The following is a 20,079-nucleotide window of genomic DNA, read 5'->3' on the forward strand; positions in this document are numbered from 1 at the left end:
ACTGCTCGGACAACGTTAATTCGGGGATCGGCTCAGAGGCCCCTCCGTGCTGGTGGTTGCGCGGATAATCAGTTGGCCCTGTTCCGCAATAATGCTCACGGGTTGGCCCTTGTTAAACCCCAGCGCTTCCAGCCATCGGCCCTTGATGGTCAGTTGCGGTAACGGGGTCGGCCTGCCACCGTTGGGGCGATAGCCCACAATACTCTTACGGGCTTGGGATCTGTGGGATTTTGATTTATTATGTCACTATTTGGGATTACCATTCGGTAAGATATACATATGCAGCATTGTCATGATCACCTATATCGATAAGTAGTGAGTTAGTTAAACATTTATCTCAACTTATAGATGAACGTCTTTTTAAGGAAAATGGAGTGTGTTGTGAGTAAGAATTTGGAGATTTCTATTTCAACGGGTCGATTCAGAAAATTAAGGGAGTGGAATAGGAAAAAGAATTATTATCTGAAAGAGGTAAGGCTTAATATTAAGATATATTTTGCTAAGATTCTCTGGGATAAGCGTAGAAAAGAGGTGTTTGATATCAAGTCTGTCAAAACGATACTACTCCTGCGCAATGAAGGAACAATTGGTGATGTGGTGATTTCTACTCCACTTGTAAAGGGTCTTTATGAGGCTGGTTATACGGTTGATTTATTACTTACCAAATCAAGTAGTGTAGCGATAAAACACAACCCCTATGTTAGAGATGTCTACGAGGCAGATGATTGTAATAATGCGGTTTTTCTAAAAAGCTTTAAGCATACCGTTGCTGATTCGGCAATTAATAAATTGAATAAAAATAATTATGATCTTATTATTGATCTGTGTTTATTCGATACGCCAGTACATCGGATGATGCTTTTTCGGGATATAAATGCAAAGTTTGTCCTTGGGTTTAACAAATGGAGTTGTATTAATCACTACAGTTATTCCATTGCATTTGAAAATGGTAAAGAACATGTGACACAAGCAATTTCTCTAGTTGCTAATCACATGGGAATTAAATTTACAAGCAGTCAAGCCTATGATTTACACATCCCTGACGCTATTGTTAACGAAGTAAAGAGTTACCTTAACGTTTGGGATGATAGAGTGAAGGTTATTATTAATGCTTTTACGGGAAGTTCAGAGAGAAATTTCTCCCAAGAGCAGCTATCAAATATCATTGATATGCTTAACAAAAAATCAAGTAATATCAATATTATTATTCTTGATCATCGGAAGGAACTCACTATATCACTTCCCGACAATGTCATAACAAACCCTTTTATGTCATTACATCATGTCATGGCATTAATTAGTGAAGCTGATTTTATCATATCTCCAGACACATCCATTGTACATATATCAGCCGCGTGGGAAAAACCACTAATTTCCGTTTACAAAGATGTTGTCGATAATAATGACTTGTGGGCACCAGGTTATGAAAATGCAAGTCAGATAATTGTTCATAATAGAAAAATATCTAATGTGGATGAGGTTCCTAACCTTATATTGCACGAGATAAACCGAAGAGGTTTTCTCGGGGGGGTTAGAGCGTAAATCAGATATGCGACTCAGTTGTAATTTATATTTATGCCGTGTCGCATTGAATCATATAAATAGAGACTCATGCCTGGCTTGCAAGCTAAATAAGCGGAAAGGCGCTTATTTAGAAACAGGATCTCGCCTACTGAAAATATTAAGGTAAGTTGAAAGTATGGTAGGGGATTCGTTGGCTGTATGACCACACAGGACAAGACAAAACAACAGAAGGCAAAATTTAATGGCATACCGAGAAACCGACGTTATCAAAATACTGGGGCTGTAATATAGCGCTGAGGGAGGGCTTGATTCACGGGGCTCACCACTTCGGGTGGCTTGCGGCCGTCCCAAATGGCAGGCCATTTTGTCGAACCCCGATACACTTGCGCGTATACACACTTTCCAGGCGTGATCCTTCAGCTACTCAGACACCTCACCGGATAGTTAACAGCAAAGGTTGCTAGTGCTGATGGGCTAATGCAGAAAAATCTGCTACCACCGTCAATAGAGCTACCAGATACGGTGCTCACAAGAACGGCCGACCAAATAAGATTATTGTTGCTTAGACGCATTGTTGCACTGTGGTTGCCAACGTTAACTGGTATGATAGCCCCGTCGCCATGCACGTTGCCGCGGTTGGACACCCTACCGGTAGCAAAGAAGGAGAAATAATGTACCCCGTTGATTTACATATGCATACTGTTGCCAGTACCCATGCCTACAGCACCCTGAGTGACTATATTACTGAGGCAAAACGCAAAGGTATCAAGCTGTTTGCTATTACAGACCATGGGCCTGATATGGCTGATGCCCCGCATTATTGGCATTTTATGAATATGCGAGTATGGCCGCGCCTGGTGGATGGTGTTGGTATTTTACGTGGTATCGAGGCCAATATTAAAAATTTGGCCGGGGATATTGATTGTACTGGCCCGATGCTGGATGAGGTTGATCTGATTATTGCCGGATTTCATGAGCCGGTATTTCCCCCACAAGATAAAGCCGCTAACACCGAGGCGCTGATTGCTGCCATGGCTCAGGGGAACGTACATATTATTAGCCATCCGGGTAACCCCAAATACGCCATTGATATTCCTTTGGTTGCAGCCGCAGCGGCAAAATATCAGGTGGCACTTGAGTTGAATAACTCGTCGTTTAGCCATTCCCGTAAGGGGAGTGAAGATAATTGCCGGGCCATCGCGGCGGCAGTGCGTGATGCAGGCGGCTGGCTGGCGTTAGGGTCTGATTCCCATGTGGCGTTTAGCCTTGGGGATTTTGAGCATTGTGAACGTGTCATTGATGCTGTCAATTTCCCGCAGGAGCGAATACTCAATGTGTCCCCGCGCCGTCTGTTAAATTTTCTGGAACAACGCGGAAAACCAGTAATAGCAGAATTAAGTGGTCTGTGACGTTGTCACGTAAAAATTTTGGTCTGAGAATAGGATTTGCCCATGAATGAGTTTTCCGTTGTTTGCCGGGTGTTGGGCTCGCTGTTTTATCGTCAGCCGCAAGACCCCCTGTTGCAACCGCTGTTTACCCTGATAACAGAAGGAAAGTTGCAACAGAATTGGCCGCTGGAACAGGATGAGTTATTAGCGCGTTTACAACAGCATGCCAATGATCCTCTACTAACTGTGGATTTTAATGCCCTGTTTGTTGGTAGTGAATGTGCCGTTTCCCCATTCCGCTCGGCTTATGTTGCCGATGCCAGTGAAATGGAGGTACGCCAGTTCCTGCAACAGCGTGGGATGCCATTAGGTGATGCCCCTGCTGATCACTTTGGTTTACTGCTGTTGGCCGCTTCCTGGCTGGAAGATCAATCACAGGAAGATGAAGTACAGGCACAAATTACCCTGTTCGATCAGTTTCTGTTGCCATGGTGTGGTCGTTTTCTTGGCAAGGTTGAAGCCCATGCCACCAGCGGTTTTTATCGCACGCTGGCGCTAATGACTCGCGATGCTATCGCTGCAATGCGTGATGAGTTGGCGGAATATGAGCAACAAGAGCAACAAGAGCAACAAGACAGTGAGCCTGACGAAACAGAGTGAGTCGATGTATTAGGGGTGGGCAGAGACCCCATATTTCTAACTGCAGGATAAAACCCGGTGTTTTATCCTGCATCTTGTATCAGCCGATTAGCGGCGCTTTTATTTACCCCACGGGTTTGAATAGAAGGTGATACTCAGGTCGTTTTCCGGTTTGAAGTTCTGTTGCTTAAACTCCAGCGTGAGTGGGTCAACCTGTGTCAGTGGGTGTTTAAAACAGGTGACGACCACATCATCAGGCGCATTTTTGTGGATGCGCAGGGTAAAGTCCTCAATAACCCCATTTCGCCAGTTAGCACCGGTTGTCAGGATATAGTCCAGTTGCTCCCAGTCCACATAGGTATCATCGCTATCGCTGTTTTGTTTGGGAATTGTCATGGACAATTTTTTTAATTGGTCAAGGTTTGTGGTGTTTAAGCACTTATTCCCTTCATTGTCTTTGGTGCCATCACCTAGAATCCACTTAAAACTTGTTGGCACGCCAGTAGACAGGCTAGGCGTGTAACTGTGTTGAATTATAACCTCTTTCCCTGCGGGGAAGGCTTGCTGCCAAAGGAAAAATTGCTGCAGAGTAAAACGAGGGTAGTCATGGTCAAACCATTCAGCGGGGAGTTGCGGCAGCTTCTCGTCATCTCTGTAAATAAAACCATCATCATAGTGTAATGTCTGGCGTAATTTTGGAATTGTCCAGCCTGTCTGTAGCATTTTCTCGGTAATATCTTCAGTTTGTCCGGTCTGTTTATCATGCAGTGTAACCACCCAACGGGATTCCGTTTCCACCGATTTACCATTTACACTGAGCTTAAAGTTACTGATACCAGCGGCGCGATCTTCTCCCTGGTTTTGGATGATTTCTGGCATAGGGAACGCCATGGGTAACACAACATCCTGTTGGCCGTGATTAACGAATAGATAATCGACGTTGATGCGCTCGGTACTGATAGAGAGCCGTTCTTTCGCCATGCTGATATCACTTTGTTTCATCAGCTTAATTGAACCGTTAACATCCCCCCATGCGCTATCATTGGCCTGGGCGAAGCTGCACAAGAGTAGCAACAGGAAAACAACACCTTGCCTTGCTTGCATATAAAAATGATTCCAGTTAAGTAGCAGGGCATTTATCATAACGGGAAAACAGCTGTTCTTCGAGGGGTTAAGGGATGCGTTATTGCTTACTTTTGTTATTACTACTTTGCGCCCATAGCTATGCGGGTGACGGAGATATGGAACTGCTGAAGAAAGATAGCTATACCCGGCAAAATATCGCTCAGGATCTGCGTAAAGAACTTAATTTGGCTGATACCCTGTTTTATATTAAGCAGATTTCAAGTAAAGGCGATATTGCCTATTTTTGCGGGCTGTTAAAGGACCCAAGTAATCAATTTCTGGCGGGCAAAAATAACCAATATCATGTTTATGATCGCATTCTGATCCGTACAGACAAAGGTTGGATGAGTGCGGTTAACTTGGATAATGATGTAGCAGCACCAGAACAGGCACACTGTTTCTATGATAACGGGACGGTGTTGCAACGGCAGACGGTGCAGAACAAGGTGGAAGCGCAGGGGCGCAAGAACATATGCCAGCCAGTTTATAAAGACGATCCATTACGGACTCAGATTCTGGATGGTTTGCGTGACAGCTATATAGGTGACGTTAATACTTTAACGCTCAATGTCCCACACCCAGCAGTGAAATTCGTGGTGACCGAACTCTGTGCCAGCGAAAATTATGCGCGTTTCTTTGGTAAAGCGAGCGGAGATAGTCTCAGCCGCTATAGTGAAGAGAGAGGTGAGATTGACGTTATTTTGCAAAAAACAGATAAAGGAACTTGGCGTACCATACCAGAAAATATGGTTTTAACGCAGCAATCGACAGTTCACTGGCCGTTGTATAATCACTGGATTTTAGACGGGTATTTGGCCGAGACCGCTAACAGTTTGCGACAACGTTGTGTGCAGGCAGGGGATACCCTCAGGTTGAGTGGTCTGTTGCGTGAGCAAGGCACCGGCGGTGATTCCTACTGGGTGATTGCCTTGGACCAACCACTGGCTTGTGTTCGCGATGCTGATGTTGCCCAGCCTGACTGGAATACGCAGATGCAGTTGATGCTTAGCGCAGAGGAACGAGCAGCATTCACTGCGTTGCTTGGCAAGAAAGTGGTGGTGGGCGGCGATATTTCATTAGCACTGAGTTCCGCTCATCATACGCCGTTAGTGCTGAACAACATTTTCCGTATCACTGCACAGTAGATCAGAGCGGTCTGTACAGTCCATTTGACCTCCTGGCAAGGAGGTCAAATGGGTGAATTACTGGCAAATCAGCCAATTTCTAACCGCATAACCCGGGGGCTGCTACGCATTTTAATCAGTTAACGGGATCACCAACTGACCTGGCTTCACTTCCAAACCCTTAGCAAATTTACGTGCTAATTCTTGGACTTTGCTGTCCTGCGTGTTCAGCACAAACACCGGTTGCAGATCGAAATAAGCTTTCAGCGATTGATTCAAGTAAGGTATCAACGCTTTTACCACGGTATCGATTTTCTCTGGCTGAACTTTGTAATCCACTAACTCCAACTCTTTAAGAAAAATGGCGCCTTTCTCACGGTCATAAACCGGTTGTGCTTTTAATGTCAGTTGCAACTCAGCGGTCTGTGGCCCAAGAATCGAACTAATGTCGACCTTGGCATTGCCGGTCAGGGTGACTTTACCCGGTTCAGTGCGGCCAATTTGGCTTTGTAACTGCGTAAGAACAATATTGGTGTCGACGACACCGGGGATGCCGATCTGTTTTTGATAATTATTGTGTTTCTGCAGGTAATCATTCACTTCCTGTTCGCTGACGGTGTATTGAGTCAGGGGAGTACAACCGGTAAGAACACCGGCAAATATCAGGGCAACGACACCCATCAGGATCTTTTTCATTCATGCCTCATAAAGCGGTTAACAGAATTGCTCTGGGTTAAGAGAGTTATAACGTAGAAGTCTATTGCTCCATATCAAATAGCAGTGGGATGTCACTACGTTGTGCCATACGGTTACGGTAGGCTTCGACGTTACTGGGCAGGGTGACACCGGCCACAATCGACAGTGAGCGTAGCAGTGGGAAGAGATGAATGTCGTCTGCTGAAAGCGTGCCATTCACCGCATCTGGGGAGTGGATCAGTGGCGAAAGCTGTTGCAGTGCTTCTTCCAGTTGCACAATATAATCGGCGCTATCAGCCAGTAGCGTAGTAAAATCCCCTGCAAAAGCCTGTTTCTTTTCGGTAAAGTAGTGGCGAGCGCTGTCAGTAGCAAACTCTTCAAAATCAGCAGTGGCAATACGGGGGAAGAGTAACTTACCGCTAAAACTGCTTGTCTGTTTTAACCATTCACTGATTGCAGGGTTGGTTTCCCCGGTCAGAAGCGGTTTGCCATCCAGATTATCGACATAATGAACGATATCCATGCTTTCTGGCATATAACTGCCATCGTCTTTTTGCAGGATCGGTACCATTTTTTGGCCGATCATGCTGATCGGTGTATGTTCATCATCATTAAGTAAGGTGACCAGCCGCACTGGCAGATTTTTCAGGCCAAAAATCATGCGTGCTTTAACGCAGAATGGGCAGTGATCGTAGATAAATAGTTTCATATTAGCTCCCATAATCAGGCTTGAGGGTGATATCCCCGTTATCATTGGAATTGCAGAGGGGCTCAGTGGTGAGCGTTACTCTGTTGTCGTCTGGCTAAAATTCGCATGAGCGCGGGTATAATCTCTATTGCTGGTTTAATCTTTTTGGGGCATCAGCCACCACGTAGTACCGCAGGTGCCGCCGTGCGGGGATTAAACTGCCAGTATAGGGCAAATAAGGTGATAAAGCCTACTAGTCCTAACAGGAACCAAGGTAATTCCGGCCTACCCAAGGCGTGACCGGTATCGTATATCCAGCCACCACCGGTATAACCTAATGCCCCACCCAAGGCCAGCCCTAAGCGACTAAAGCCCATATAACTGCCGCGCGCTCGGTGATCAGCCAATGAGGCATTTAATGTTTCCCGGGCCGGTTCTGAAATGATGGTTCCTAAATAAAAACAGCAAATCAAGGTAAAAAGCACCTGTAGGCTATTCACAAAACCGATAGGTAACAGGCTGACGGTCATTATCAGCAAACCTGCCATCAGACGCTGTTCCAAACGGAAACGTTTTTCGCTCCAGCGTGCCAATGGGTAAAGCAATGAGAGAGATAGCACCGCTTCAATGGCATACATCCATTTAACCGCAGAGGCTGAACCAGCCACCTCATTCACAATAATCGGTAACATCAGCATCACTTGAACGCCCAGAATATAATAGCCGGTGAGTGTCAGCACATAGATAACGAAACGGCGATCACGCACTACCCGCATCATGCCTTCTTTCATCGGCGCGCGGATGCTGGAAATACGATAGGCGGGCAGTAACCAAGCATTCCAACCGGCAGTCAGCATGAAAATACCGGCACCGGTCCAGCAGACAAAATGGAAGTCATATTGTAAAAGCCAACTACCGATTAACGCGCCGACGACTGCACCGGCACTATCTTGCATCATCAGAAGTGAATAGAAACGACTACGTTCATGTGGCCGAGTGAGCTTGACGACCAGCGCGGTACGGGGGGGATCGAACAGAGTGCCACCAAGCGCGGAAAGGGCGCAGGACAACCACAATATCCATGGTTGATCCGCCATGGCCATGGTGGCAAAGCCCGCCGCGCGGAGCAACATGCCGGTGACAATCATCGGTTTGGCACCAAAACGGTCAGCAATGGCCCCACCAAAGATGCCCAAGCCTTGCTGGATCAACTGGCGCAGACCCAGCGCCGCCCCAACCACCACCGCAGCCCAGCCGAGTTGGTCGACAAAACGAATGGAAATCAGCGGGAAGACCACAAAAACGCCTAAAACCACTAACAGATTATTTAACAGTAAGAAATACTTACCGAAGCTCCGAGCTTGTGATACCAGGGACATGCTTCACCACGGCAATATAATAAGTGAAAAGAAGGGAATAAAGACCTACCGTTTATACTCTACTTAATGGCAGAAGACCGCTAGAGGGCAGGGAAAATATTTTTTTATCAATAATAATTATATACTCTAAAAAAACTGTTTTGACTGCAGGGGATATGATGTTTGGCTATCGTTCAGCATCACCGAAAGTGCGCTTAACCACCGATCGGCTGGTGGTTCGTTTAGTTTACGAAAGAGATGCCCACCGCCTGGCAGAGTATTATGCCGAAAACCGTGCATTCCTCAAACCGTGGGAACCGACACGGGATGAGAGTCATTGCTATCCCTCCGGTTGGCAGGTTCGGCTGGAGATGATCACTGAGATGCAAAAACAGGGTGCGGCTTATTATTTTATTTTGCTCGACCCTGATGAACATGAAGTCTATGGCGTGGCTAATTTCAGTAATGTCCTGCGTGGTTCATTTCATGCCTGTTTTCTGGGTTATTCTCTAGGCGCAAAATGGCAGGGGCAAGGGTTGATGTATGAAGCGTTGCAGTCTGCTATTCGTTATATGCAACGGCAACAGCGGATGCATCGCATTATGGCGAACTATATGCCCCACAATCAACGCAGCGGTGCCTTGTTGGCGCGGTTAGGTTTTGAGCGTGAGGGTTATGCCAAGGACTACCTATTAATTGACGGACAGTGGCAAGATCATGTCCTGACCGCGTTGACCCATAAAGAGTGGTTATCACCAAGCTGAGGCCGTAAATGAAATATGAATTAAATGGTAAAGAAGCCAGAGTCATTGGTTGCCTACTGGAGAAGCAGGTGACCACGCCCGAACAGTATCCGCTTTCCTTAAATGCCATTACCCTGGCCTGTAACCAGAAAACTAACCGCGAGCCGGTGATGGAGTTGGCGGAAAACGAGGTACAGCAAATTCTCGATTTACTGCTGAGAAAACATTTCTTGCGTACGTTGAGTGGCTTCGGTAACCGGGTGGTCAAATATGAGCAGCGTTTTTGCAATTCAGAGTTTGGTCAACTGAAGTTATCACCGGCGGAATTGGCCGTGATCACCACTTTACTACTGCGTGGCGCACAGACGCCCGGTGAATTGCGTACCCGTACCAACCGCATGTATGAGTTCGGTGATGTGAGTGAGGTGGAAGCGGTTTTGCAGCAATTGACTGCCCGTGACGATGGTCCGTTTGTGGTACGTTTACCTCGTGAGCCGGGTAAACGGGAAAGCCGATTTATGCATCTTTTCAGCGGGGAGATCGAGGCAGCCCCAGCAGAAGAAACCACGCCGATTAATGGCTCGCTGGCAGAACGGGTGGCGGTGTTGGAAGCCAACGTGGCGGAATTAAAGCAACAATTGCAGCAACTCCTGACCCGGGGGGAGCATGAGTAAATTACGCATCGGCGTGGTTGGGTTGGGGGGGATTGCGCAAAAAGCCTATCTGCCCTTGCTTAGCCGGGCTGTAGAGTGGCAACTGGTGGGCGGCTTCTCACCCAATCAGCAGAGAGCACAGCAAGTTTGCGATAGTTACCGTATGCACTGTTTTCCACGGCTTGATAGCTTGGCGCAACAGTGTGATGCGGTCTTTGTACATAGCAGCACCGCCAGCCATTTTCAGGTTGTAGGGGAATTACTTAAATCCGGGGTCCATGTTTATGTTGATAAACCCTTGGCTGAAACCTTGGCGCAAAGTGAGCAACTGATCGAGCTGGCAAACAAACAGGGCAAGGCGTTGATGGTCGGTTTTAATCGCCGTTTTGCCCCCTTGTATCGCCAATTAAAACAGCAAATGCAGCAGCCAGCGTCAATTCGTATGGATAAGCACCGGGCAGATAGTGTCGGGCCAAAGGATCTCTGTTTCACACTATTAGACGATTATTTGCATGTGGTGGATACGGCAATCTGGCTAGCCGGTGGCTCAGCCAATTTGCTCAGTGGTTGCTTGCGGGCTAATGATGCCGGGCAAATGTGCTATGCCGAGCACCACTTTTCTGCTGGTGAAACCCTAATCACCACCAGTATGCACCGTAAGGCGGGAAGTCAGCGGGAGAGGGTGCAAGCGGTGACGGAAGGCGCAGTCTATCAAGTGGATGAGATGCGCCAATGGTCGCGTGAAGACCGACAAGGCATTGTTGAGCAACCGGTACCTGGCTGGCAAACCCTTTTGGCCCAGCGCGGCTTTGAAGGGGCGGTGCAGCACTTTATTCAGGCAGTGAGTAACCAGACCACGCCGGAAACCAGCGGTGAACAGGCCATTTACGCGCAACAGGTGATCGAAAAAATGCTTGGTGATGTGAGGTAACTTTGCCGTGATATTTACCGTGATAGATGGTAGTAGCTATTACCTTGTTCCCCCCGTAGACTACGGTTATTCCACTGACGCCTGCCAATGCAGGCGTTGACATTTATCCGTCAGACTCAATTAGAAAAACCGCATGAATCTACTTAAATCACTGGCAGCCGTTAGCTCGATGACGATGTTTTCGCGGGTGCTAGGTTTTATACGTGACGCCATTGTGGCACGTATTTTTGGCGCAGGGATGGCCACGGATGCATTTTTTGTGGCATTCAAATTGCCTAATCTGTTACGCCGCATTTTTGCCGAGGGAGCATTCTCCCAAGCCTTTGTTCCTATTTTGGCCGAATACAAGAGCCAACAAGGGGAAGAGGCCACCCGTACCTTTGTGGCCTATGTGGCTGGTTTGTTGACCTTGGTGTTGGCGCTGGTGACCTTGCTTGGTATGTTGGCGGCCCCTTGGGTGATTTATATTACCGCCCCGGGGTTTACCGATACGCCAGATAAATTTGCGTTGACGTCGTCCCTGTTGCGCATCACCTTTCCTTATATTCTATTGATTTCCCTCGCTTCTTTGGTGGGGGCTATTCTTAATACCTGGAACCGGTTTTCGATTCCGGCTTTTGCCCCCACGCTGTTAAACGTCAGCATGATCGGTTTTGCCCTGTTTGCCGCGCCCTATTTTCACCCGCCGGTTATGGCGTTGGCCTGGGCGGTGGTGGTGGGGGGCATACTGCAACTGGGCTACCAATTACCCCATTTGAAAAAAATCGGCATGTTGGTGCTGCCACGGTTGAAGTTGAATGATGCGGGGGTATGGCGGGTGATGCGCCTGATGGGGCCGGCGATCCTCGGCGTTTCCGCCAGCCAGATTTCTTTAATTATCAATACCATCTTTGCCTCGTTCCTGGTCTCGGGTTCGGTATCCTGGATGTATTATGCGGACCGCTTGATGGAGTTCCCCTCTGGGGTGCTGGGGGTAGCGCTAGGCACGATTTTGCTGCCGTCATTGGCAAAGAGCTTCTCCAGTGGTAACCACGAAGAATATAACCGCCTGATGGATTGGGGCTTGCGTTTATGTTTTGTACTGGCGCTGCCAAGTGCCATTGCTCTGGGTATTCTGGCTAAACCGCTGATCGCCTCTCTGTTCCAATATGGCAAATTTACCGATTTTGATACGCTGATGACTCAACGTGCCTTGGTGGCCTATTCGGTGGGGTTGATGGGGTTGATTGTGGTTAAAGTGTTGGCTCCAGGGTTTTACTCAAGGCAAGACATTAAAACCCCGGTGAAGATTGCCATTATTACCTTGATTATGACCCAGGTGATGAACCTGATGTTTATTGGGCCGTTAAAGCATGCTGGGCTTTCATTGTCGATTGGTCTGGCAGCCTGTTTGAATGCGTCGCTGCTTTACTGGCAGTTGCGTAAACAGCAGATCTTTCAGCCGCAACCCGGGTGGGGAATATTTCTCGTTAAACTGATCACCGCAGTATTGGTGATGTCGGCGGTGCTGCTGGGGGTTATGTGGCTGATGCCTGACTGGTCTCAGGGGCACATGCCAATACGCTTGTTACGCTTATCACTGGTGGTGGTGGCGGGTATCGTTGCCTACTTTGCAACTTTGGGCCTGTTAGGTTTCCGACCAAGAGATTTTTCGCGCCGGGTAGTACAGTAATGGGGTTCTACGCCGGAATCCCAGGTTTTGCCGTCACCCCAGTTTAAGCGCGGCTTCCAGCGCTACTTTCTTTGGCTTGCCAGTGTCTTTTATTGCCCATTGACGGTTGTTAGCCGATGGGCTTTGTTATCACCGCATTAAATACCATCCCAAGGGCGACGATGATCAGTAGCCCGGCGAATCCTTTTTGCACCATCGGCTCAGGTAAATAATGACTTACCCTGCGGCCAATAAACATGCCTGTTACCATACTGATCATAAACCACAGCGTGAATGGTAACGGCAGGGTGGCACCCTGCATCATTGCCGTCACAATCCCGCCGAGACTGACCATGGCCACCACCAGCAATGAAGTGGCAATACAATGGTGAATCGACAAGGGAGAAAATTGGCGTAGTAAAGGGACAATAATAAAACCGCCCCCCACCGCCAATAGCCCGGTCATAAAACCGGTTATCGCCCCAAAAGCGAGAAACAGCAGCCAGGTATTTAACACCCAGATAAATCGCCCGGTTTGTTCATCCAGTACAACAGGGTAAGTATGGGTGACTGCTATCATCGGCGTCCGCATTAATCTCCACGCGATGGTCAGCAACACAGCTGCAAACAGTAGGGTCAGTAATGTGGGAGAAGTGCGTTGGGCAACGAATAACCCAACACCTGTCATGGGGATCCCCGCCAGCGTCATCACGATGGCGGCACGGTAACGAACCAATCCTTTGCGCCAGGCTTCGATTGCTCCCAAGGCAGCACTTCCGGCAACGGCCACCAAGGCCACCGGAGCTGCCTGTTGCGGAGCCCATGCCATGCCCATCATCAGTGCGGGAATAGCAAAAATTCCGCCACCGGCACCCGTGATGCCGAGCACCATCCCCACGCATAGCGCTAATAGTAACGAGAGGGTCATGGTTCATTCCTGTTGTGTGACTGATCGTGCATCGGTCAATATTACTTTGCCTGACGTTTCGCTCTGGCTTTCTCAATTTGTTCGAAAAGCAGCATGCCAGTGAGCATGGCAACCACAAAACCAATACCTTTAGTGATTCCAGCACCAAGCAGGACCAACCCAGGACCGGGGCAAATACCCGCCAACCCCCAGCCAATACCAAACAGGATAGCCCCCCCGATTAAACGCTTATCAATCTGTTTGCTGGTTGGCAGGTTGATATTGCCACCACAAACAGATTGGGTGCGGCGCTTCACCGAACGAAAGGCGAAGAAACCCACACTGATAGCTCCCCCCATGACAAAAGCCAGTGAAGGATCCCAGACGCGGGTAATATCTAAAAAGCCAATTACCTTGGCGGGATTCGCCATGCCGCTAACCAGTAATCCAATACCAAATACGAGTCCTGCCAGTAGTGAAAAAAACAGATTCATATATCCCCCTAAAAAAGTTAACGAGTGAGCACAGACTTCTAACCCAGTAAGCCCATCAGCCAAACAGTGATAAATGCCACTCCCATAAACGTCAGCGTAGCCACCAGTGAACGGGGGGATAAACGTGACAATCCACAGACGCCGTGGCCACTGGTACACCCAGACCCATAACGCGTACCGACACCAACCAGCAGCCCAGCAATAATCACGATGGGCCATGATGCTGAAATTTCGCTAGCGGGAAGAGGGTGGAAAAGACCATACAGCAGCGGTGAGGCAATAATGCCAATCAGAAAAGCCAGGCGCCAACCACGATCGGTGGTGTTTGAGGAGAGTAACCCGCCGATAATACCGCTGATGCCGGCGATACGCCCGCAGAAGAATATCAATATCCAGGCTGCAGCTCCGATCAGGATCCCACCGAAGAAACTCATAAGTGGGGTAAATTGCACCAGATTAATGGTCATGGTTAACACCTCCTGTTTGATCTTTTGGACAGTAAAGTTGGTATAGCGTACTCAGTAATATCAATACATTGGGGTCATCGATACGGTAGAAAATCTGTTTTCCTTCACGGCGTGTGGCGACGAGTTGCTGGCGGCGCATCACCCCCAACTGTTGTGACAATGTTGGCTGACCAATCCCCAGTGCACTTTCCATTTGCCCCACCGAGGCTTCCCCTTGACTGAGGTGGCACAGTAGCAACAGGCGGTCTTCATTAGCCAAGGTGCGCAATACGCCAGCCGCTGTACTGGCAGCATCGCGCATTTTTTGTTGATCAATTAACGCGTTATTCATTGGTCCTCTTTCACGTCATGAGAATACTATATATATTTATATAATATATTATTGTATAATTAAAGCAACATCGGTTAAAAACAAGCTATCTAAGGTACAGATAAGGAGTTTGTCATGTCCCCACTTATCGAAGGTTTTTACGAGCCGACTACCGGTACCATCAGTTATGTGTTAGCTGAGAAGATTGGAGGGCAAGCGGCCATTATTGACCCTGTTCTGGACTATGATCCGAAATCTGGCCGGACTTGGATGGCGTCAGCTGATCGGTTGATTGATTATGTGAAGCAGCAGCAACTGACCATAACTTGGTTGTTGGAGACGCATGCTCATGCTGACCATCTTTCGGCAGCCCACTATTTACGTAAGAAGGTAGGCGGTAAAATCGCCATCAGCGAAAAAATCGTTGAAGTTCAACGGATATTCAAGACCATTTTTAATCTTGAACAGACCTTTGCTCTGGATGGTTCACAGTTTGACCATCTGCTGACAGACGGGGAAATTCTTGCGCTAGGGTCATTGGACGTGCAGGTTTTGCATGTTCCTGGTCATACGCCAGCCGATATGGCATTTAAGGTGGGTGATGCCATTTTCCTTGGCGATACTCTGTTTATGCCGGATGTAGGAACCGCGCGTTGTGATTTTCCCGGCGGGGATGCGCAGCAGCTCTATCACTCCATCCGCAAGATCCTCAGTTTTCCTGCTGAAACACGTCTATATGTTTGCCATGACTATCCTCCTTCAAGCCGAGAAGCCCAATGGCAAACGACAGTCGCTGAACAGCGAAAGAGTAATGTTCATGTCCATGATGGTAACACTCAGGCTACGTTTGTGGCGCTGCGGCAGGCGCGGGACAAAACGCTGGCCGTCCCTGTGCTTCTGTTGCCGTCCATCCAGATCAATATCCGCGCGGGTGAATTCCCACCCGCAGAGGATAACGGTATCCATTACATCAAAATTCCTTTAAATCATCTGTAATTGTGCAGGTTATTGTTGCCTGAAACAGGAAGGTATTGACCATGAGTAAGACCAAAATAGTGATTGTCGGTGGTGTGGCCGGTGGTGCCTCGGCTGCGGTGAGGGCCAGGCGTTTGTCTGAAACGGCGCAGATTATTCTGTTAGAGCGTGGAGCCTATGTCTCTTTTGCTAATTGCGGCCTGCCTTATCACATTGGGGGGGAGATCCCCGACCGTCAGCAATTGCTACTGAAAACGCCACAGGATTTTATTCAACGCTTCAATATTGATGTCCGTATTGAACATCAGGTATTGCAGATTGATGCCAATAACAAACGACTCCACATTAGAAATGAACAGACTGGCGAGGTTTATCATGAGAGCTATGACCAACTTCTGTTAAGTACCGGGGGTAACCCTATTCGCCCTGCGATGCCTGGCATTGACCTCCCAGGCGTGTTCACGCTACGCACGCTGCCGGATATGGATAAAATTCTGGCGCATCTCCATCACCATCAGTTAACCCACGCCACTGTGGTTGGCGGGGGATTTATTGGCCTGGAAATGGTGGAAGCGCTGGTTAACCTGGGGTTCTCGGTCACATTACTGGAATTAGGGTCACAAGTGATGGCCCCGGTTGATGCTGAAATGGCCGCCACATTACACCAGGTGCTACGGCAAAAGGGTGTCGATTTGCGTTTGCAATGCGGATTGGCGGCCATTGAACAGGTTGATGCCCCGCAAGGTTTGATGCTTAGTCTCAATAATGGTGAAAAGCTGGCAACAGGCATGGTGTTGATGGCGATAGGGGTAAAACCCGACATACAACTCGCCAAGAGTGCTGAATTGGTGCTGGGGCCGCATGGCGGGATCCTGGTTGATGAGTTTATGCGGACCTCAGACCCGAGTATCTATGCGGTGGGTGATGTGGTCGAAACGGCGGAATGGGTCACCGGTGATGCGATGCTGGTGCCGCTGGCGGGGCCTGCCAACCGCCAAGGCCGTATCGCGGCAGAGAACATGCTCGGTGGGGCTAAACGCTATAAAGGTAGCCAGGCGACGGCCATCTGTAAAGTGTTTGACCATGCGATAGCCAGCGTCGGGTTAAATGAGAAAGTGCTGCGCCGCATGAATATCGACTACGAAAAAGTGTATGTCCATGCCGCTAACCATGCCAGCTATTACCCGGGGAGTTCGCCAGTTTCGTTAAAATTACTGTTTGCCCCCGGTAGTGGCGATATCCTGGGGGCTCAAGCGGTGGGTAAAGCGGGGATCGACAAATGTATTGATGTGCTTGCGGTAGCGCAGCGAGCCAACCTGAAAGTGCAGGATCTGGAAGACCTTGAATTGTGTTACGCACCACCGTTCAATAGTGCGCGTGATATCGTTAACCAAGTTGGGATGTTGGCAAGTAACGTTATCAATGGTGATACTCGCATTTGCCATGTAAGCGATATTCTTAATCTTGACCCCGCACAGCAATGTTTGCTGGATATACGAACCGCCGATGAATTGAAAACATTAGGGCAATATCCTGCGGCGCTACATATTCCTTTAGATGAATTACGTTCTCGTCTGAGCGAGTTACCGCAAGAAAAAGAGATTCTGATTGGCTGCCAATCGGGCCTGCGTGGTCATGTTGCCTATCGATTGCTGATGCAATCGGGTTTTAGGGCAAGAAATCTTACTGGGGGCTATAAAGTATATCAGTGGTCGCTTGCTTAAATACAGGCAGACTAATCTGCAATAAGTAAAAAGGTCGCCGCAGCGACCTTTTTTAACGCTATCGTGGCTATTACATGCGCTCGACGGTAGCGATCCCCAGTGTATCCAGGCCGATTTTTAGCGTTTTAGCGGTCAGCAGCGCCAACTTCAGGCGACTCTGGCGGGTTTGTTCGATTTGGGCATTGAGGATCTGGCAATGCTCGTAGAAAGCGGAGAACAGCCCAGCCAAATCGTACAGGTAAGCACACATCACATGAGGTGTACCTTCGCGGGCCACTACCGTGAGGGTTTCTTCGAACTGTAGCAGGCGGGTAGCCAACAGCTGTTCGCGTTCTTCGGTTATTACCAACGGCAAGGTCAGGTCGCTTTCAGCCACATCAGCACGTTTGAACACCGACGCAACACGGCTATATGCATATTGCATGTAGGGGGCGGTATTGCCCTCAAAGGCCAACATGTTGTCCCAATCGAACATATAGTCGGTAGTGCGATTTTTTGACAAATCCGCGTATTTTATTGCACCAATACCCACTACATTGGCAATAGCTTGTATTTCATCCCCAGGCATCTGCGGATTTTTATCAGCAATCAGCTTGTTAGCACGCTCGATGGCCTCATCTAACAGTTCAGACAGTTTCACCGTGCCACCTGTGCGGGTCTTGAACGGTTTACCATCTTTACCCAGCATCATGCCGAACATATGGTGCTCCAGGGTTACCGAGTCCGGCACGTAGCCTGCTTTGCGCACGATAGCCCAGGCTTGCATCAGGTGCTGATGTTGGCGTGAGTCGATGTAATAAAGAATGCGGTCAGCACCCAAAGTTTCAAAACGGTATTTTGCACAGGCAATATCGGTAGTGGTGTACAGGTAACCGCCATCTTTTTTCTGGATAATGACCCCCATCGGGTCGCCATCTTTATTTTTGTATTCGTCCAGAAAGACCACGGTGGCACCTTCACTTTCTACCGCCAACCCCTTGGCTTTCAGATCAGCGACGATAGCGGGCAACATGGTGTTGTAGAGGCTTTCCCCCATCACATCATCGTTGGTCAGGGTGACATTTAAGCGGTCGTAGGAGAGTTGGTTCTGCGCCATGGTGATATCCACCAGTTTGCGCCACATCTTCAAACAGTATTCATCTCCCCCTTGCAACTTCACCACATAACCACGGGCACGTAGGGCAAAGGCTTCATCTTCATCGTAATTTTTCTTGGCTTCGCGGTAAAACTGCTCCAAATCCGCCAGTTCCATATCGCTGGCGTTTTCGTTTTGCATCTTTTCCAGATAAGCAATCAACATGCCGAACTGGGTACCCCAGTCACCCACATGGTTGGCACGGATCACTTTATGGCCGAGAAATTCTTGAGTACGGGCAGCGGCATCACCAATGATGGTGGAGCGCAGGTTGCCGACATGCATCTCTTTGGCCACGTTGGGGGCAGAGTAATCAATGACGATGGTCTGCGGCTTAACCGGGGCAATACCCAGTTTGGGGGCGAACAGAATGGCATCAGCCTGCTGGGCTACCCAGTCACTGTTGAGAAAGATATTGATAAATCCCGGGCCGGCAATTTCTACTTTATTGGCAATATCGCCTAGTTCCAGCAACTGGACGACTTTCTCTGCCAGTTGTCGCGGTGGCATCCCCAGTTTTTTAGCAACGGACATCACACCGTTAGCCTGATAATCACCAAACTGTGCTTTGGCCGATTGACGAACCTGAGCTTCACAATCCGCTGGCGCACCTGCGGCAATCAGCGCCTGGCTGACTTTATCTGATAGAAGAGCCTGAATATTCACCGGGTTACCTTAATGACAAACATAAAACAGCCTGTAATTGTAACCGATTCGCGGCGCTACGTCAGTAATTGGCTGCATTTGTCCATGGCATCAGCGGCGAGATTGTTCCGGTAAACTATGAGATTATTAGCCGATGTAACGAGTAAGAGATGATTAACATCATGACTGACCTTTTATCAATTAACGAACTTAACGATCTGGCGCTGGATTTACCCCGCTTTGAACAAGCATTGAGCGAATTTGCGCAAAAGTTACACCTTGAGTTATCACAGTATCACGCCGACCATATTTCGCTGCGTTGCCATCAAGATAGCACTGCTGAACGTTGGCGGCGGGGGTTGCTGCAGTGCGGTGTTCTGCTTTCTGAAAACATCATTAATGGGCGCGTCATCTGTCTGTTTGACTTAACGGTGCCGTTGCAGGTGGGGCCATGGCAGATCGACTGTATAGAACTGCCGTATCCAGGGAAGAAACGTTATCCCCATGAAGGCTGGGAACATGTGGAATTAGTCCTGGCCGGTGATCCCGCGACCTTATATACCCGAGCATTGGAACAACTGGCGGATGAAGCACTGCTGCAGCCCGGAATTAGCTTGAAACAGAGCTGGCCAAAATCTGAAGATGAGTCCTTGGCGAATCCGACCTTGGCGGTGAGTGACGGTCAGGTCACTATTAAATTTCACCCTTACTCCATCCGTGACGTTGTCACTAACGGGCGTACCTGAATGAAAGTGACGGGTCGTAAGTTGTATGGGGGACGATATGGCTGATTTAACCTTCTTGCTGTGACCCTGCTCTAGGCATTATTGAAAACTGAGTGGCATAGTTGTCGCCTCGCACTGATTTGTTGATAGCCAAGTTGATAAAGGGAGATGACGTCA

21 protein-coding genes are annotated in these 20,079 nt (G+C 48.6%); 11 read left to right on the forward strand and 10 right to left on the reverse strand.

The window, feature by feature from the left end; genetic code table 11:
- Positions 1 to 15 precede the first annotated feature (15 nt).
- The gene (locus tag AC2A06_RS03935) at positions 16 to 201 is read right to left on the reverse strand and encodes a SymE family type I addiction module toxin (protein ID WP_484379489.1); all 186 of its coding nucleotides are present in this window, start codon (positions 199 to 201) and stop codon (positions 16 to 18) included.
- Between the two features lie 180 nt (positions 202 to 381).
- Between AC2A06_RS03935 and AC2A06_RS03940 the strand changes: the two genes are divergently transcribed.
- The 3 genes from AC2A06_RS03940 to AC2A06_RS03950 all read left to right on the forward strand — a co-directional run bounded on the left by AC2A06_RS03940 (position 382) and on the right by AC2A06_RS03950 (position 3,572).
- Positions 382 to 1,542: a glycosyltransferase family 9 protein gene (locus tag AC2A06_RS03940; RefSeq protein WP_484379431.1), complete on the forward strand. Its 1,161-nt coding sequence runs from the start codon at positions 382 to 384 to the stop codon at positions 1,540 to 1,542.
- Between the two features lie 653 nt (positions 1,543 to 2,195).
- Complete coding sequence (locus tag AC2A06_RS03945; protein ID WP_484379432.1) at positions 2,196 to 2,933, forward strand: PHP domain-containing protein; 738 nt, start codon at positions 2,196 to 2,198, stop codon at positions 2,931 to 2,933.
- Positions 2,934 to 2,975: 42 nt separating this feature from the next.
- Positions 2,976 to 3,572, forward strand: a complete 597-nt coding sequence (locus tag AC2A06_RS03950) for a TorD/DmsD family molecular chaperone (RefSeq protein ID WP_484379433.1) — start codon at positions 2,976 to 2,978, stop codon at positions 3,570 to 3,572.
- Between the two features lie 99 nt (positions 3,573 to 3,671).
- Here the strand turns inward: AC2A06_RS03950 and AC2A06_RS03955 are convergent, their stop codons facing one another.
- On the reverse strand, positions 3,672 to 4,655 hold the full coding sequence (locus AC2A06_RS03955; protein WP_484379434.1) for a DUF4424 family protein: 984 nt from the start codon (positions 4,653 to 4,655) through the stop codon (positions 3,672 to 3,674).
- Positions 4,656 to 4,729: 74 nt separating this feature from the next.
- Between AC2A06_RS03955 and AC2A06_RS03960 the strand changes: the two genes are divergently transcribed.
- Positions 4,730 to 5,821: a DUF4431 domain-containing protein gene (locus tag AC2A06_RS03960; RefSeq protein ID WP_484379435.1), complete on the forward strand. Its 1,092-nt coding sequence runs from the start codon at positions 4,730 to 4,732 to the stop codon at positions 5,819 to 5,821.
- Between the two features lie 111 nt (positions 5,822 to 5,932).
- Here the strand turns inward: AC2A06_RS03960 and AC2A06_RS03965 are convergent, their stop codons facing one another.
- The 3 genes from AC2A06_RS03965 to mdtH all read right to left on the reverse strand — a co-directional run bounded on the left by AC2A06_RS03965 (position 5,933) and on the right by mdtH (position 8,563).
- A complete protein-coding gene (locus AC2A06_RS03965; RefSeq protein WP_484379436.1) occupies positions 5,933 to 6,496 on the reverse strand; it encodes a lipoprotein in 564 nt (187 codons plus the stop codon).
- Positions 6,497 to 6,557: 61 nt separating this feature from the next.
- Complete coding sequence (gene grxB / locus AC2A06_RS03970; RefSeq protein ID WP_484379437.1) at positions 6,558 to 7,205, reverse strand: glutaredoxin 2; 648 nt, start codon at positions 7,203 to 7,205, stop codon at positions 6,558 to 6,560.
- Positions 7,206 to 7,357: 152 nt separating this feature from the next.
- A complete protein-coding gene (mdtH, locus tag AC2A06_RS03975; RefSeq protein WP_484379438.1) occupies positions 7,358 to 8,563 on the reverse strand; it encodes a multidrug efflux MFS transporter MdtH in 1,206 nt (401 codons plus the stop codon).
- 158 nt (positions 8,564 to 8,721) lie between these two features.
- Here mdtH and rimJ point away from each other — a divergent pair, with 158 nt between their 5' ends.
- The 4 genes from rimJ (at position 8,722) to murJ (ending at position 12,541) form a co-directional block, all read left to right on the forward strand.
- Positions 8,722 to 9,306: a ribosomal protein S5-alanine N-acetyltransferase gene (rimJ, locus tag AC2A06_RS03980; RefSeq protein ID WP_473198011.1), complete on the forward strand. Its 585-nt coding sequence runs from the start codon at positions 8,722 to 8,724 to the stop codon at positions 9,304 to 9,306.
- An 8-nt stretch (positions 9,307 to 9,314) separates the two neighbouring features.
- Entirely contained in the window at positions 9,315 to 9,959 is a 645-nt protein-coding gene (locus tag AC2A06_RS03985) for a YceH family protein (protein WP_473197826.1), read from the forward strand.
- Positions 9,952 to 10,869 (forward strand): Gfo/Idh/MocA family protein, encoded by a 918-nt coding sequence (locus tag AC2A06_RS03990; protein WP_484379439.1) that lies wholly within the window; start codon positions 9,952 to 9,954, stop codon positions 10,867 to 10,869. The genes AC2A06_RS03985 and AC2A06_RS03990 overlap by 8 nt, the downstream gene beginning before the upstream one ends.
- A gap of 133 nt (positions 10,870 to 11,002) precedes the next feature.
- Entirely contained in the window at positions 11,003 to 12,541 is a 1,539-nt protein-coding gene (gene murJ, locus AC2A06_RS03995) for a murein biosynthesis integral membrane protein MurJ (RefSeq protein WP_023490795.1), read from the forward strand.
- Positions 12,542 to 12,650: 109 nt separating this feature from the next.
- On the opposite strand, the gene AC2A06_RS04000 is transcribed toward murJ, so the two are convergent.
- From AC2A06_RS04000 to AC2A06_RS04015, 4 genes are read right to left on the reverse strand one after another with little or no spacing between them, the layout of a single operon-like run.
- On the reverse strand, positions 12,651 to 13,448 hold the full coding sequence (locus AC2A06_RS04000; protein WP_484379440.1) for a sulfite exporter TauE/SafE family protein: 798 nt from the start codon (positions 13,446 to 13,448) through the stop codon (positions 12,651 to 12,653).
- A gap of 41 nt (positions 13,449 to 13,489) precedes the next feature.
- Positions 13,490 to 13,921: a DUF6691 family protein gene (locus AC2A06_RS04005; RefSeq protein ID WP_023490797.1), complete on the reverse strand. Its 432-nt coding sequence runs from the start codon at positions 13,919 to 13,921 to the stop codon at positions 13,490 to 13,492.
- Between the two features lie 38 nt (positions 13,922 to 13,959).
- Positions 13,960 to 14,388 (reverse strand): YeeE/YedE family protein, encoded by a 429-nt coding sequence (locus AC2A06_RS04010; protein ID WP_023490798.1) that lies wholly within the window; start codon positions 14,386 to 14,388, stop codon positions 13,960 to 13,962.
- Positions 14,378 to 14,719 carry an ArsR/SmtB family transcription factor gene (locus tag AC2A06_RS04015; RefSeq protein WP_023490799.1) on the reverse strand — a complete coding sequence of 114 codons (342 nt, stop codon included), beginning with the start codon at positions 14,717 to 14,719 and terminating at the stop codon, positions 14,378 to 14,380. Before AC2A06_RS04015 ends, AC2A06_RS04010 begins: the two co-directional genes overlap by 11 nt.
- 114 nt (positions 14,720 to 14,833) lie before the next feature.
- On the opposite strand from AC2A06_RS04015, the gene AC2A06_RS04020 reads away from it, so the two are divergent.
- Both AC2A06_RS04020 and AC2A06_RS04025 read left to right on the forward strand, forming a co-directional pair.
- The gene (locus tag AC2A06_RS04020) at positions 14,834 to 15,694 is read left to right on the forward strand and encodes an MBL fold metallo-hydrolase (protein WP_484379441.1); all 861 of its coding nucleotides are present in this window, start codon (positions 14,834 to 14,836) and stop codon (positions 15,692 to 15,694) included.
- 41 nt (positions 15,695 to 15,735) lie between these two features.
- Positions 15,736 to 17,397 carry an FAD-dependent oxidoreductase gene (locus AC2A06_RS04025; protein ID WP_484379442.1) on the forward strand — a complete coding sequence of 554 codons (1,662 nt, stop codon included), beginning with the start codon at positions 15,736 to 15,738 and terminating at the stop codon, positions 17,395 to 17,397.
- Positions 17,398 to 17,467: 70 nt separating this feature from the next.
- On the opposite strand, the gene argS is transcribed toward AC2A06_RS04025, so the two are convergent.
- On the reverse strand, positions 17,468 to 19,198 hold the full coding sequence (gene argS, locus AC2A06_RS04030) for an arginine--tRNA ligase (protein WP_484379443.1): 1,731 nt from the start codon (positions 19,196 to 19,198) through the stop codon (positions 17,468 to 17,470).
- Positions 19,199 to 19,359: 161 nt separating this feature from the next.
- On the opposite strand from argS, the gene AC2A06_RS04035 reads away from it, so the two are divergent.
- Positions 19,360 to 19,923, forward strand: a complete 564-nt coding sequence (locus AC2A06_RS04035) for a VOC family protein (protein WP_484379444.1) — start codon at positions 19,360 to 19,362, stop codon at positions 19,921 to 19,923.
- Positions 19,924 to 20,079: the final 156 nt, after the last annotated feature.

The sequence above is a fragment of the Serratia sp. HNCC26DJ244 genome, from assembly GCF_057180565.1.